Here is a 12,986-nt window from a genome sequence, read left to right as displayed (position 1 = left end):
GTGCGGGCCTCATACAGAGCAATAGCGGTGACCATCCGCAGCCGGTGGCCCCTCTATATGCTCTCCATGCTCGCAGCCAATCTGATCGGCGCGGTACTGGTCTTTGCCTTCGTCCGGTACGGCGTGCCGATCCAGGAGTCCGACGCGATAGTTGCCGACCGGGTCCGCAATTTTGCGATCTTCGGCGTGTACCTGGCATTCGCCGGCGCCGTCAGCCTTACGGCGGCGGCAATGATGTTGAAGTCGGTCATCCGTTGGCGGCTGCGCGGGGGTCCACCCACGAGGTCCGAGCAGATGGCGGCACTGCACGCGCCGCTTCGCCAGGCCATCGTCCACCTGGTGCTGTGGATTCTGGGCGGCATCATCTTCGTGTTCCTGACCATCACCGAGATGCCCGGACTCGCGATCGCCGTGATCGTGACGGTGTGTATGGCCGCGACCACGACCTTCGGGTTCACTTACATGCTCGGTGAGCGCATTTTGCGTCCGGTCGCCGCCCAGGCTTTGAGCGAGGGCGAATTCGATCGGACCATGGCGCCTGGCGTCGGAACCCGGCTGGCGATGACCTGGGGACTCGGCACGCTGATGCCCGTCGCAGGCATCATCTTGCTGTGCTCGACGCAGCTCACGACCGATCTCGAGTTCTCCCCCGACTCGCTCGCGTGGGCGATCCTGCTCATCTCGATCATGGCGATCGTGCAGGCCTTTGCGCTGTCGATGCTGACGGCTACCCAGATCTCCGATCCGATCCGCCAACTGCGACGCGCCATCGAGCGGGTGCAGCGCGGCGCCACCGACGTACGCGTCGAGGTGTTCGACGGCAGTGAGATCGGCCGGCTGCAGGTCGGCTTCAACCGCATGATGAAAGAGTCCGACGAACGTCGTCTGCTGCGTGAGCTGTTCGGTCAGCACGTCGGCGAGGACGTGGCCCGGCGCGCGCTGAAGTTCGGTACCGAGCTGGGCGGCGAAACTCGATTCGTGGCAGTTCTGTTCGTCGACATGGTCGGATCCACCGGTGCCGCGGCCGAGCGCCCGCCGGGTGAAGTGGTCGAACTGCTCAACGAGTTCTTCCGTGTGGTCGTCGACGTCATCGATCGTCACCATGGTTTTGTCAACAAGTTCATGGGTGATGCAGCGCTCGCCATCTTCGGTGCACCACTCGATCGACCCGACGCTCCGACGGCAGCCCTCGCTGCGGCTCGCGAGCTGCGGTTCAAGCTCAACGACATCACCGGCCTCGACGTCGGAATCGGTGTGAGCGCGGGGCTCGCGGTCGCCGGCAACATCGGTGCTGCCGAACGTTTCGAGTACACCGTGATCGGTGATCCGGTCAACGAAGCGTCACGGCTCACCGAGCTCGCGAAACTTCGGCCCAGCCGGGTGCTGGCGTCGACGAGCGCGTTGTACTTCGCCGACGAAGAGGAACAGGCCGAGTGGGAACTCGGCGAGCAAGTCCAACTGCGTGGGCGCCGACGACTGACGCATCTGGCGTGGCCCGAAAAGTATCCAGAGGTCGATCCGGATCAAATTGGTTAGGGTGAGTCGATGGCTCAGCCTGGAAACACCCCACGGCGACTGAGACGACCACGCTCGCCCGTGGCCGAGACCAGTCGGGCCAGAGGGCGCTTCTGGTGGCTGAAGTGGGTGCTCGGGATAGCGCTCATCGCCCTCCTGATAGTTGAAGGCGCATATCTCTGGCCCAGGCTAAGTGAGGCCTGGCGGGTCCTGACCGAAATCCATTGGGGTTGGGTGGCCGCGTGCGTCGCGGCCCAACTCATTTCACTCAGCGGTTACGCGTCCGTTCAACAACGTCTGCTCAATGCCGCCGGTGTGGTTGCCGGTCACCTCAAGAACCTCTCGGTCATCTATGCCAGTACGGCAATGGCGCTGACGTTGCCTGCGGGCCAGGTCTTCTCCACTGCGTTCACGTACAAGCAGACTCGAAAGTGGGGCGCTACACCGGTTGTCGCATCCTGGCAGTTGGCGATGTGCGGTGTCATCGCCGCCGCGACTCTGGCACTACTCGGCGCTACCGGCGCAGCGGCGTTCGGCACCAAGGTCAGCCCGGTGACGCTGACGATTTCGCTCGTCGGCATGGCAGCACTGTTTCTGGCGTTGCGATACATAGCCCAGAATCCCGGCAGCATCGAGCGCATCGGGCACCGAGTTCTGGCGCTGTACAACCGTTCTCGCAAGAACCCGACCGGGCGCGGTATGCACCGTTGGTCCGAAATCCTCAAGCAACTGGATTCGGTCGAGCTCAGCCGCACCGACTCGGTCATCGCATTCGGGTGGTCGGCCATCCATCGTGTCGCCGATGTCGCTTGTTTGGGTTTCGCATGCTGGGCGGTGGGCGCGGAACCCTCCTTCGCGGGGCTCCTGATTGCCTTCACCGCCGCCAAAGCAGTCGGCAGCATTCCGCTGCTGCCCGGCGGGCTGGGCTACGTGGACACCGCACTGATCACCGCGCTGACGATCGCCGGTGCCAGTGGAGCGCAGGCAATTGCGGCATGGTTTGTATATCGGATGGTCAGCTTCGTCGGGGTCGCTGTCGCCGGTTGGATCGTCTTCTTGATCACTTTCCGTGCAACCCACCACGAAGACCTCGAGATGGACCTCGAGTTCGAACGCCGCGAACAGCCGGGCGTCTAGCGTCGCAACGCTGCCGCCATGTCGTCGAGGTGTGCCCGGCTGATCCGAACGGCTGCCTCCGCGTCGCCGGCTTCGATGGCGTCCACCAACATTCGATGCTCGTCCGCGTCGGGCTGGCTGTGTGGATGCAGGTCCAGAACCGCGATCAACTCGATCAACGCAGCCCGCAGACGCGGTACAAAGGTCTCGAAGAGTTCCGACAGCACGGGATTGTGTGCCGCGTCCACCACTGCTCGGTGGACGGCGATGTCGGCGTCGACGAACGCTGCGTCGCCAGAGTGCGCTGCGGCAGTTCTACCGTCGAGCGCTTGCCGCAGAGCCGCGACGTCAACGGCATCGCGCCGCTGCGCAGCGAGGCGAGCTGCTTCGATCTCGACCGCGTTGCGCACCTCGACGACGTGAAGGATCGCCTCGGCTTCGAGCACTCGGGGCCACTGATCCGGAGGCGTCGTACTCCGTAGGAAGACCCCGGCGCCCTGCCGCGATTCGAGCATGCCGAGGCCCGCGAGAGTCCGCACTGCTTCCCTGATAGTGGACCGCCCGATACCCAACTGCGCAGCAAGAGTGGTTTCACCTGGAAGTTTGGCGCCGACTTCCCATTCACCGCTCACGATCCGCGCGCGTAGCAACTCCGCGGCCTGGTCGGTGAGCAGCCGACGCTCGACGATCGGGGACACGTGAACTCCTCAGGTTGTCTGATAAGTAATTTCATTCTAGTGTAGCCCGCATGGCTACAGGAGCACTCCTTCTCGACTGCCGCGGCGGGGCCTGAAAGACCGGCACCCCTCCGCGGGGTTTCGCCATGCCGGTCTCTCGACTCGACCGCAGGAGAAACCGAAGATGAGTACTACCCGCGCCAACCGCTGGAACAACCAGAAGCCGTCACCCATGCCGTCCGAGCGCTATCGCGCCGCGTGGGATCGCGTCGACATTCCGACTTTCGAGCGGACGTGGCCGTCCAATCGCACCACCGCGCCGCCCCTGTGGGTGCCCGTCGATCTGCGTGACGGCAACCAAGCCCTCGCAGAACCGATGGACCCCGAACGCAAGCGTCGAATGTTCGAACTGATGGTGGCGATCGGCTACAAGGAAATCGAGGTCGGCTACCCCTCCGCGAGTCAGACCGATTTCGATTTCGTTCGCGACCTGGTGCGCTTCGATCTCGTTCCCGACGACGTCACTATCGTCGTATTCACTGCCGCGCGTACGGATTTGATCGAACGGACATATCAATCGATCGAGGGGCTGCCTGACGCGGTCGTCCACATGTACACGGCGACTGCGCCGACGTGGAGAAACGTCGTTCTCGGCAAGGAGCGAGAAGAGTTGCACGACATGATTTTCCGCGCCGCGCAAGACGTTGCTCGTGGCGGCGAAGGCCACGACGGCTGGCGATTCGAGTTCTCACCCGAGGTCTTCAACCTCACCGAACCCGACTACATCCTGCAGGTCTGCAACAGTCTCACCGAACTCTGGGACGCCAGCCCCGATCGCCCGGTCATCCACAACCTCCCTGCCACAGTCGAAATCGCCACCCCCAACATCTATGCCGATCAGATCGAATACATGCACCAGAATCTGGCCCGACGCGATTCGGTAATCCTCTCGGTCCACCCGCACAACGACCGCGGCACCGGCGTTGCGTGCGCCGAACTGGCAGTGCTGGCCGGCGCGCAGCGCGTCGAGGGATGCCTGTTCGGCAACGGCGAGCGGACGGGCAACGTCGACCTGGTCACACTGGGGCTGAATCTGCATGCACAGGGCGTCGATCCGGAAATCGACTTCTCCGACATCGACAAGATCCGTCGAACGGTGGAGTACTGCAACAGAATTCCCGTCCACGAACGCCACCCGTACGGCGGCGATCTCGTGTACACGGCATTTTCCGGAACCCACCAGGACGCGATCAAGAAGGGCTTCGCGCATCACTACGAGAGCGCGGAGGCTGCCGGCGTCGATCCGGGATCGGCGCCGTGGGCGGTCCCTTACCTGCCGATCGACCCCGCCGACGTCGGCCGCGACTACCAGGCGGTCATTCGTGTGAACAGCCAGTCGGGCAAGGGCGGAATCGCATATCTGCTGCAGACCGAGTACGGGGTCGAACTCCCCCGGCGCCTGCAGATCGACTTCGCCTCGCGGGTGCAGCTCGAAACCGACGACTCGGGCACCGAAATGACTGCCGACCAACTGTGGAAACTGCTGCTGCGCGAGTACGGGTACAACGGAGGAGTGCGTCGGTACTCACTGGAACACACCGCCGACGGTGATCAGTTGTTCGTTGCCATCGATCGCGACGGGCGCGAGGTCACCGCCGCGGCCAGTGCGTCCGGGCCGGTCGAGGCATTGAGCAAAATCCTGACCGAACAGGGCTCGGCCGTCGAGGTTGTCTCGCTCACCCAGCATTCACTGCCCCGCAACCCGAATTCTTCCGGGAGTGCGAATTCGGCAGTCACCATTGCAGAGTGCGTGGTGAACGGTGAAGGACGCTGGGGCATTGCGGTGCATCAGTCGGTGACAGCGTCGGCGCTTCACGCGGTCTATGCCGCAAGCACAAACACTGTGATGCAGCTCACATGATCTTGTGGAAGGATTTCCTGGGGTCCATAGTTGAAGCTACAAGAACTTGAACATTCAACTACTTATTCAGGAGCTTCCATGACCACCGCAACCTTGCCCGCTTTGACCGCCGGAACCTGGGTCATCGACACCGTCCACTCCACTGTCGGATTCTCGGTTCGCCACCTCATGGTTTCCAAGGTTCGTGGAACGTTCGACGAGTTCTCCGGAACGATCACCGTTGCCGAAGACGGAACCCCCGCCGTCGAGGCCGAGATTTCCGTGGACTCCATCAACACCAAGAACGAGCAGCGCGACGGCCACATCAAGTCCGCTGACTTCTTCGACGTCGAGAAGTTCCCGAAGGCCACCTTCAAGTCCACCGCAGTGCGCTCCAAGGGCAGCGACTTCGTCCTCGCCGGCGACTTCACGCTCCACGGCGTCACCCGCGAGGTCGAGCTGAACCTCGAGTTCAACGGCGTCAACCCGGGCATGGGCCAGGGCCCCGTCGCCGGATTCGAGGCCACCACCGTCATCAACCGCAAGGACTTCGACATCTCCATCGAGATGCCCCTCGAAGGCGGCGGAGCAGTTGTCGGCGACAAGATCACGATCACCCTCGAGATCGAAGCCGGCCTCCAGGCCTAACAGCACTGTGCGCCTTTATTAACCGCCCGCGGTTAATAAAGGCGCACAGTCGTATGGTGTGAGCGTGAAGAAGTACGCACCATTCCTGCTGATCGACGCCATTCTTGTCATAATCTTCTGCGCGATAGGGCGCCGTACCCACGAAGAAGCCAATGCGCTCGCCGGTCTGGCGAAGACATCCTGGCCCTTCCTGACCGGCCTGGTGATCGGATGGGCTGCCACGTTCGCGCTCTACCGCGACAAGTTCAACGCCGTTCTCCTTGTTCCCACCGGCGTTGTCGTTTGGCTCGGCGCCGTCGTCATCGGGATGATCCTGCGAGTGTTGAGTGGCCAGGGCACCCAGTTCAGCTTCATCGTCGTCGCGACGCTGGTCCTCGGCGCGTTCCTTCTCGGTTGGCGCGCACTCGCTCCGCTGGTAGTGAAAATCCGCACCAAGTCGTAACCAAACTCCACGGCTCGGAACCACCCGAAATGCCCGAGCACGTAGGACACTTTTCGGATGAGCAACACTACGGAGCCCGTCGAACGTAGCGAGAAGGAAGACCGGGGGTTCTTCGGCCAACCCTTTGCGCTGGCGAACCTGTTCGGCGTCGAGATGTGGGAGAGATTCTCCTTCTACGGGATGCAAGGCATCCTCATCTACTACCTGTACTACAGCGTCAGCGACGGCGGCCTCGGCATCAGCCAGGCGGCAGCGACCAGCATCGTCGGCGCGTACGGCGGCACCGTCTACCTGTCGACGATTCTCGGGGCGTGGGTGGCCGACCGACTGCTCGGCTCCGAGCGCACGCTCTTCTACAGTGCTTCGCTGGTGATGGCCGGCCACATCGCACTGTCGGTTCTTCCCGGCATGTGGGGTGTCGGCGTCGGCCTCGTCATGGTCGCCTTCGGCAGCGGCGGCTTGAAGGCCAATGCGACCTCTCTGGTCGGAGATCTCTATTCCGAACAGGATGTTCGCCGCGACGCCGGATTCTCCATCTTCTACATGGGCATCAACATCGGCGGTCTTGTCGGTCCGCTGCTCACCGGAGCCGTCCAGGACGCCTGGGGATTCCACGCCGGTTTTGCTCTCGCTGCCGTCGGCATGGCGCTCGGCCTGATCCAGTACACGCTGGGCCGCAAGCATCTTCACGGAATCGGTGCCGAACCAGGCAACCCGTTGCCCGCGGACAAGCGCGCACTCTACATCGGGATCGGCATTGCCGCGATCGTCGTCGTCGCGGTCGCCTCCGTCACCGGCTTGATCACGGCGGACAACATGTCCGACGTCGTTGTCGGACTCACGATCGTCGCGTCGGTCGGTTACTTCCTCCTCATGCTCACCAGCAAGAAGGTCACCAAGGTCGAACGCAGTCGAGTCTTTGCGTTCATCCCGATGTTCATCGCGAGCGCGGCCTTCTGGTCGCTGTTTCAGCAGCAGTTCACCACCGTGCCGGTGATCTCAGACAAGCTCCTGGACCGCAATCTCTTCGGTTGGGACTTCCCGCCGACGTGGGTACAGTCGATCAATCCGGTGTTCATCATCATCTTTGCCGGGGTGTTCGCAGCGATGTGGACCAAACTCGGTGACCGTCAGCCGTCGTCGCCGATCAAGTTCGCGCTCGGTACCGGCACGATGGGTCTGGCGTTCCTGGCGTTCATCCCGATCACCGGGGGCGGACCGAACAGTGCACCGCTCCTCGGCCTTGCCGGTGTGCTTCTGCTCTTCACCTTCGCCGAACTCTTCCTGTCCCCCGTCGGCCTTTCCCTTGCAACCAAACTCGCGCCCGAGCATTTCCACACTCAGATGGTGGCGTTGTTCTTCTTGTCCGTTGCATTGGGTTCTTCGATGGCGGGAACCTTGGCCGGTTACTTCGACATCGACGACAGTCGCCCGTTCTTCCTGATCATCGGTTTCTCGTCGATCGGAATCGGAGTGATTCTTGCTCTTGCCTCGCCGTGGATCAAGAAGCTGATGCAGGGCGTGAAGTAGACGGGCTCACTTCACCCACAACCACAGAGCCAACACGAATCCCGCTATCGCTACTGCCACACGCAGTACCGATGGCGGGATTTTCTTGACGACGGGCGGGCCACACCAACCTCCGGCCAACGCGCCGAGCGCCATCGCCAACGCGGCCACCCAATGCACCTGTCCGGAGAAGGCGAAGATGAGTGCAGCCACAAGATTGGCGATGCCGAGAAAGAAACTCTTCAGGATCGTTGCACGCCACACCGTTTCGGAAGTGAGGATGAGCGTCGCAGCCAGGAAGATGACGCCGGCACCGGCACCGAAATAGCCGCCGTATACCGCGACGGCGAACAGTGCTGCGGAGTAGATTCCGGGGCGGTCACCGCCGCCGGACAACTCACGAATCTTCGGTTGCAGCAGCAGCGCGAGCGAGGCGAACACGACCATCGCCGGCACAACGGATTCGAACGAACCTTCCGGTGCCAGCCACAGGATGAGGGCACCGATGATGCCACCGGCCGCCGAATAGAGAGACCAGCGAACAAGTTTCGGACCGGTATCGGCAACTTCACGGGACGAGTTCGCCAACGCTCCGACGCCGACGGCCACCAACGCGACGGTATTGGTCATGTTCGCGCTGACCGGTGAGAGCCCGACGCTCAGCAGCGCCGGATACGAAACGATCGATGCAAGACCGGTGACAAAACCGACTAGACCGCTGAAGAATCCCGCTACGACGAGGAAAAGGAAATCGAGCAGGTTCACGAACCAGGAATCTACTCGCGGTGCCCGGTACTACTTGTCGGCAGGCTTGCCGAGTTCCTGGAAGAGCTTGTCCGTCATCTGCATTGCTCGATCGCCGCCGTCGGCGTCTGCGACGAACACTGCGAATGCGAAGTCTCCGCGTGATCCGTAGAACCAGCGATCATCACCGCTCGCTGCACCGGCCGCCATCATGTCCGGGTACCCAGCCAGTCCGCCGGCGCCTCGCATGGCGTCACGCAGACGATTGTTGACGTCGCCGGGCAACGCCGTCGGCGTGACGTCAGCGGTAGCCGGTTGTCCGAAGACCATCATCGGCATCGGGGCACTGCCGCGGGCGATCGATGCCGCGAGCATCGCCATTCCGAACGGAGTTACCGTCGGCGCGCTCGCGTCGTTGGACGTCTTGTTGGCCATGACGTTGTTCATCGCCTGGTCCACGCCGGGGCGGTTCGCGGCAAGCACTGCTGTCTGCTGTTCGAGTCCCTGAATGTGGAAGCCGTTGCCGAGTCCGAGTTGCTGCCCGGTGTCGGCCAACTGCTCGGCTGACACGGCGCCGGGGTCGACGCCGTTCTGCATCGACGATGCGAGACGGACCAGATCGAGGGCGCCGCCGGCCGGGCGCAACCCGGTGAAGGCGATCGGGCCCTGTTCGATGGCCTGATTGTTCTGTGCGGCAGCCAGAATGGCGCCGTCCGACGGGCGGATCGCGACGATGGCCGCAGGAGTACCTGCACTGACGACAGCTTCGATCGCGGCGAGTTGAGCGTGCGAGTCGAGGGTCGCGGCGACGTCGGGGCCGGGAGGTCCCTGGAAGCCGGCTTGCTTGATCGGGAATCCGTTGGGCTCGACCAGATTGACCGCCCAGCCGGCGGTGGCGTCGCGATTGGCCTGCCACACGGTCCGCAGTGGGTCCAGCAACGGCGAGTTGATTCGACGGTCGGAGGCGATCAGCTTGGGTGTCTTGACCACGACGACACCGGGGATCGCAAAATCGCTTTCCAGGTAGGCGTAGTCGGGATCGCGGAGCAGTACGGCGGTGACGGGCTTGCCGGGGTTTGCGGCGAGGTCGGCCAACATCGACTCCGAAGTGACCAACGGGGCGACAGGTTCGAGCACCGTGGCGAGGCGACGAGTGGTGTCGACGGGGTCCGGCATGGTGGCCGGGTCGAGAGTGATCGCGTTGATGGTCTGCTCGTTCATGAGCAGGGTGCCGGTGCTGTCGACTACCTTCGGCGGCGCTGCGTCCGTGCGGGTGTACGAAACGGTGCGACCGTTGCCGAGGTCGGGGACGAGGACCGACGGGTCCCAGGACACACGCCAGCCGACCGACAGATCACGAACCTCACCCTGCGACTGGTAGCTCCAGTCCTTGCCTTCGCCGAAGTTCCAGGACGCGTCGAGTGTGAAGAGTCCGGAGTCGCTACCCAGATCCATGACCTGAGCGACGTCGAAGTCGGTGGACTTGGCGGCCAGTCCGTCGAACATCTGCTGGATCGACGGCCGCGCCGCGTTGGGGTACGACGTGAGCGCCGCGGCAGCTTCGGCGTCGTGGTTGTTGAGGGCGGTGACGAAGTCCTCCACCACCGAGGCGGCGTCGGATTTCTTCTCCCCACCGATGACACACGACGCGAGCGCCACTGTCAGAACGACAGCAGTTATCGACGCAACGACATATTTTCCACGACGGTTGTGCTGTCCTCCGGGCCCCATGCATGTAACTCTTTACTTCTGTCACACGAGTAACAAGCACGGGATGCCTACGAACGTGTCACGGTTGAGCTACGACGGTGTGATCCAACTGCAACGGAAAACAGGTTTCAGCGCAGAAAAGTGCCCGCTACCTGCACTGCAGGCGAAGAGCTGTCCGCACCCGCGATGAATACCGCAAATGCGAGGTCTCCCTTGATTCCGACAAACCACCCATGTGCCGGGCCACCCTCGGTTTCGGCCGTGCCGGTCTTGCCGAGAAGCCCCGGAATGTCCTGCAACGACGTCGCCGTACCGCCTGTGACGGTCTCGCGCATCATCACCCGCAACTGTTCGGTCACCTCCGCGGGAGCCGGTACAACGGTCTGATCTGCCACGCCGGGCTGTCCCTTGACCAACATCGGCGCGGGTGTCGTTCCGTTGGCGATCGAGGCCGCCACGAGAGCCATCCCGAAGGGCGTGGCGGTCACCGTGCCCTGTCCGATCGCGGACTCGACGCGTTCGGCGGGGGTGTTCGCGTCAGGGACGTTGCCCGTCACCGTCGTGAGTCCGGGGGTGACGTAGTCGACGCCGAGCCCGAACTGCAGCGCCGCTTTGTGCAGAGCATCGGCGGGCAGACCGACGGCCATCCTCGCCATTGTGGTGTTGCACGACTTCGCGAACGCGGTGTGCAGCGGAACCGATCCGAGGTCGAACTCGTCGTCGTTGGGAATCTGACGGCCCTCGATGTTCTCGGTACCCGGGCACGGCAGAACGGTGTCCGGTGTAGCGACACCGGCTTGCAGGGCCGCGGACGTCGTCACGGTCTTGAACGTCGAACCCGGTGGGTACAGGCCGGTCAGAGCGATCGGACCCTGTGCGTCGGCGGGGGCGTTCTGGGCCACCGCCAACACCGCTCCGGTCGACGGCTGCAGCGCAACGATCGCCGCCTGTTGTGTCACCCCGGCGAGCGCGTTCTCGGCCGCGAGTTGCATCGGTCGGTCGATCGTTGTCGCGATGTTCGGAGCAACCGGCCCGTCTTGGCCGGCGACGGTGGTGACGGTTCCGTTCTGCTTCACCTGCTGTACCGCCCAGCCCGCGGACTTGTCCTGCCCCTCCTGCCACAGATCGGACAACCCACTGAAAGTCGGCGACGCCAGAGTTTTGTCCACCGAGAGCAACCGAGCCTGCGGCGCCAAGCTCACTCCGGGAATCGCCGCCAACCTCTCCTCGATCGGTGCAAGATCCTCGGCCCGCAAAGTGATTGCGGTGACCGGCTTCCCACTTGCCGACGCAAGATCGCCGCTCAGCGATGCCGCCGTGATCGTCGGTGCGACGGGCGAGAGAAGGGCCGCCACGGCTGCCGTGTCCACCGGGGGCACCGCGGCGGAATCGAGATTGACCAGCGTCACCACCTGCTGCTCCATGATCGGCTGGCCCGCCGCGTCCAGCACCGACGGCGGAGCACCGGTGGTGGGTGTGTAGCGCAAGGTCGTCGAGGAGGTCAGGTCCGGAGCCAACAGCGCCGGGTCCCACTGGATCAGCCAGTTGTCCCCGCTTTTCGACGCGTTTCCCTGCGTCGAGTAGTTCCAGTCCTGACCTTCACCGAACTTCCACGCCGCATCGAGTGTGAACGTCCCCGCAGAATCACCGGACTCGGTGGCGTCGGAGACGGTGAATGTTCCCTCGTCCTTGCCCAGCCCGTCGATCAGAGCCGAAATCGCAGTCGACGCCGCCGCCGGATCGGTGGTCAGGGCTGCCGCCGCTTGCACGTCATCGGACGTGAGCGCGGAGGCGAACTCCTCTGCCACTGATTTCGGCTGGTCAGGGCCAGAACTGCAGGCAACTACCGATCCTGCGGCCAATACCCCCAGAGCCACGGCAGCCACGGGACGACGGAAAGTTCGGAAGCTCTGACGAGCGTGTGAAAGGCGCACGACTCCGATCATGCCCGAATTTGTGGCGCCAGTTCGACTATCGGTGTAATCATGTAATCAGTGCAATAAACGCACGCCACACTCCACCAGCTCTCCGAGGAGAACGCCATGAAGAACTCACAAAACTCCGGCGACCGCAGGTTCGGCCGTCCCGGAGGTTGGCAACAGGCGTCGGTTCCCGACGCGAGTGATGCGTCCGACTGGTTTGCCGGTCGACTTCCAGATGACTGGTTCACCGGAACGGCCGACGTCCAGGTCGACCGCGAAGAAATCGTCGTGATCGGTGAACTCCCCGCAGTCGACGGTGGCGAGGCCGCCGCGGACGGAAGGATCTCACGCTTTCGCGAAACCACGCGCGCCGACCGGATGCGCATCGCCGACGAGGCCGAGGCTCGCTACGGGCGCAAGGTCGCCTGGGGTGTACGTCTGGACGAAAAGACCGTCCTGTTCACACATCTCGCAGTTCCGGTGATGACACGACTACGTCAGCCCGAACGCAAGGTTCTCGACACTCTGGTGGACGCGGGTGTTGCTCGCTCCCGAGCGGACGCCCTCATGTGGACAGTCCGGTTGGCGGGCAAGCACAGCGAACAATGGCTCACCGAACTCCGCGAAGCGATGTCGAAGGTCGACGACCTCCGATCCGAGGGTCCGAAAATCTGAAGGCCCGAAAATCTGAGCACCGAACACCGACGAGACCGACAGCACAGAAGAATTCGATTGCACGGGACCGTTCGAGTGTTCTAACCTGGAAGACGAATCATTCCCGACAGAACAGGAAACGGGCCGTT

The 12,986-nt window shown here is 63.2% G+C and carries 11 protein-coding genes; 7 read left to right on the top strand and 4 right to left on the bottom strand.

Features of this window, described 5'->3' with window-relative positions; all coding sequences use genetic code 11:
* The first annotated feature begins 57 nt into the window (after window positions 1-57).
* Together A0W34_RS05155 and A0W34_RS05150 are read left to right on the top strand one after the other, a co-directional pair.
* Window positions 58-1,536, top strand: a complete 1,479-nt coding sequence (locus A0W34_RS05155) for an adenylate/guanylate cyclase domain-containing protein (protein ID WP_003945952.1) — start codon at window positions 58-60, stop codon at window positions 1,534-1,536.
* 9 nt (window positions 1,537-1,545) lie between these two features.
* A complete protein-coding gene (locus tag A0W34_RS05150) occupies window positions 1,546-2,652 on the top strand; it encodes a TIGR00374 family protein (protein WP_058039159.1) in 1,107 nt (368 codons plus the stop codon).
* Here A0W34_RS05150 and A0W34_RS05145 read toward each other — a convergent pair.
* Window positions 2,649-3,329, bottom strand: coding sequence for a FadR/GntR family transcriptional regulator (locus A0W34_RS05145; RefSeq protein ID WP_007734477.1), 681 nt, complete (start codon window positions 3,327-3,329; stop codon window positions 2,649-2,651). The two genes, A0W34_RS05150 and A0W34_RS05145, sit on opposite strands and share 4 nt — an antisense overlap.
* A gap of 163 nt (window positions 3,330-3,492) precedes the next feature.
* Here A0W34_RS05145 and A0W34_RS05140 point away from each other — a divergent pair, with 163 nt between their 5' ends.
* The 4 genes from A0W34_RS05140 (at window position 3,493) to A0W34_RS05125 (ending at window position 7,828) form a co-directional block, all read left to right on the top strand.
* Entirely contained in the window at window positions 3,493-5,229 is a 1,737-nt protein-coding gene (locus A0W34_RS05140) for a 2-isopropylmalate synthase (protein WP_081557417.1), read from the top strand.
* Between the two features lie 78 nt (window positions 5,230-5,307).
* Window positions 5,308-5,856 carry a YceI family protein gene (locus A0W34_RS05135; RefSeq protein WP_003945643.1) on the top strand — a complete coding sequence of 183 codons (549 nt, stop codon included), beginning with the start codon at window positions 5,308-5,310 and terminating at the stop codon, window positions 5,854-5,856.
* 64 nt (window positions 5,857-5,920) lie between these two features.
* Window positions 5,921-6,298: a DUF3054 domain-containing protein gene (locus A0W34_RS05130; protein ID WP_003945710.1), complete on the top strand. Its 378-nt coding sequence runs from the start codon at window positions 5,921-5,923 to the stop codon at window positions 6,296-6,298.
* A gap of 57 nt (window positions 6,299-6,355) precedes the next feature.
* Window positions 6,356-7,828 carry a peptide MFS transporter gene (locus tag A0W34_RS05125; protein ID WP_003945468.1) on the top strand — a complete coding sequence of 491 codons (1,473 nt, stop codon included), beginning with the start codon at window positions 6,356-6,358 and terminating at the stop codon, window positions 7,826-7,828.
* Window positions 7,829-7,834: 6 nt separating this feature from the next.
* Here A0W34_RS05125 and A0W34_RS05120 read toward each other — a convergent pair whose 3' ends face one another.
* From A0W34_RS05120 to A0W34_RS05110, 3 genes are all read right to left on the bottom strand, one after another.
* Window positions 7,835-8,572, bottom strand: a complete 738-nt coding sequence (locus A0W34_RS05120) for a sulfite exporter TauE/SafE family protein (RefSeq protein ID WP_003945554.1) — start codon at window positions 8,570-8,572, stop codon at window positions 7,835-7,837.
* Window positions 8,573-8,602: 30 nt separating this feature from the next.
* A complete protein-coding gene (locus A0W34_RS05115; RefSeq protein WP_003945897.1) occupies window positions 8,603-10,282 on the bottom strand; it encodes an NTF2-like N-terminal transpeptidase domain-containing protein in 1,680 nt (559 codons plus the stop codon).
* A gap of 107 nt (window positions 10,283-10,389) precedes the next feature.
* A complete protein-coding gene (locus A0W34_RS05110) occupies window positions 10,390-12,207 on the bottom strand; it encodes a penicillin-binding transpeptidase domain-containing protein (RefSeq protein ID WP_081557416.1) in 1,818 nt (605 codons plus the stop codon).
* A 96-nt stretch (window positions 12,208-12,303) separates the two neighbouring features.
* Between A0W34_RS05110 and A0W34_RS05105 the strand changes: the two genes are divergently transcribed.
* Window positions 12,304-12,858: a hypothetical protein gene (locus tag A0W34_RS05105; protein ID WP_003945732.1), complete on the top strand. Its 555-nt coding sequence runs from the start codon at window positions 12,304-12,306 to the stop codon at window positions 12,856-12,858.
* The last annotated feature ends 128 nt before the right edge of the window (window positions 12,859-12,986 follow it).

It is taken from the genome of Rhodococcus sp. BH4, from assembly GCF_002079265.1.
Lineage (GTDB): Bacteria > Actinomycetota > Actinomycetes > Mycobacteriales > Mycobacteriaceae > Rhodococcus_F > Rhodococcus_F qingshengii.
The sequence above is the reverse complement of the archived record's forward strand: the minus strand, read 5'-3'. Positions and strand labels throughout refer to the sequence as shown.

What these genes read in the sequence shown, in the direction of transcription:
- A0W34_RS05155 (WP_003945952.1), top strand. Translation starts at nt 58, where the DNA reads ATGCTCTCCATGCTCGCAGCCAATCTGATCGGCGCGGTACTGGTCTTT.
- A0W34_RS05150 (WP_058039159.1), top strand. Translation starts at nt 1,546, where the DNA reads ATGGCTCAGCCTGGAAACACCCCACGGCGACTGAGACGACCACGCTCG.
- A0W34_RS05140 (WP_081557417.1), top strand. Translation starts at nt 3,493, where the DNA reads ATGAGTACTACCCGCGCCAACCGCTGGAACAACCAGAAGCCGTCACCC.
- A0W34_RS05135 (WP_003945643.1), top strand. Translation starts at nt 5,308, where the DNA reads ATGACCACCGCAACCTTGCCCGCTTTGACCGCCGGAACCTGGGTCATC.
- A0W34_RS05125 (WP_003945468.1), top strand. Translation starts at nt 6,356, where the DNA reads ATGAGCAACACTACGGAGCCCGTCGAACGTAGCGAGAAGGAAGACCGG.
- A0W34_RS05115 (WP_003945897.1), bottom strand. Translation starts at nt 10,282, where the DNA reads ATGGGGCCCGGAGGACAGCACAACCGTCGTGGAAAATATGTCGTTGCG.
- A0W34_RS05110 (WP_081557416.1), bottom strand. Translation starts at nt 12,207, where the DNA reads ATGATCGGAGTCGTGCGCCTTTCACACGCTCGTCAGAGCTTCCGAACT.
- A0W34_RS05105 (WP_003945732.1), top strand. Translation starts at nt 12,304, where the DNA reads ATGAAGAACTCACAAAACTCCGGCGACCGCAGGTTCGGCCGTCCCGGA.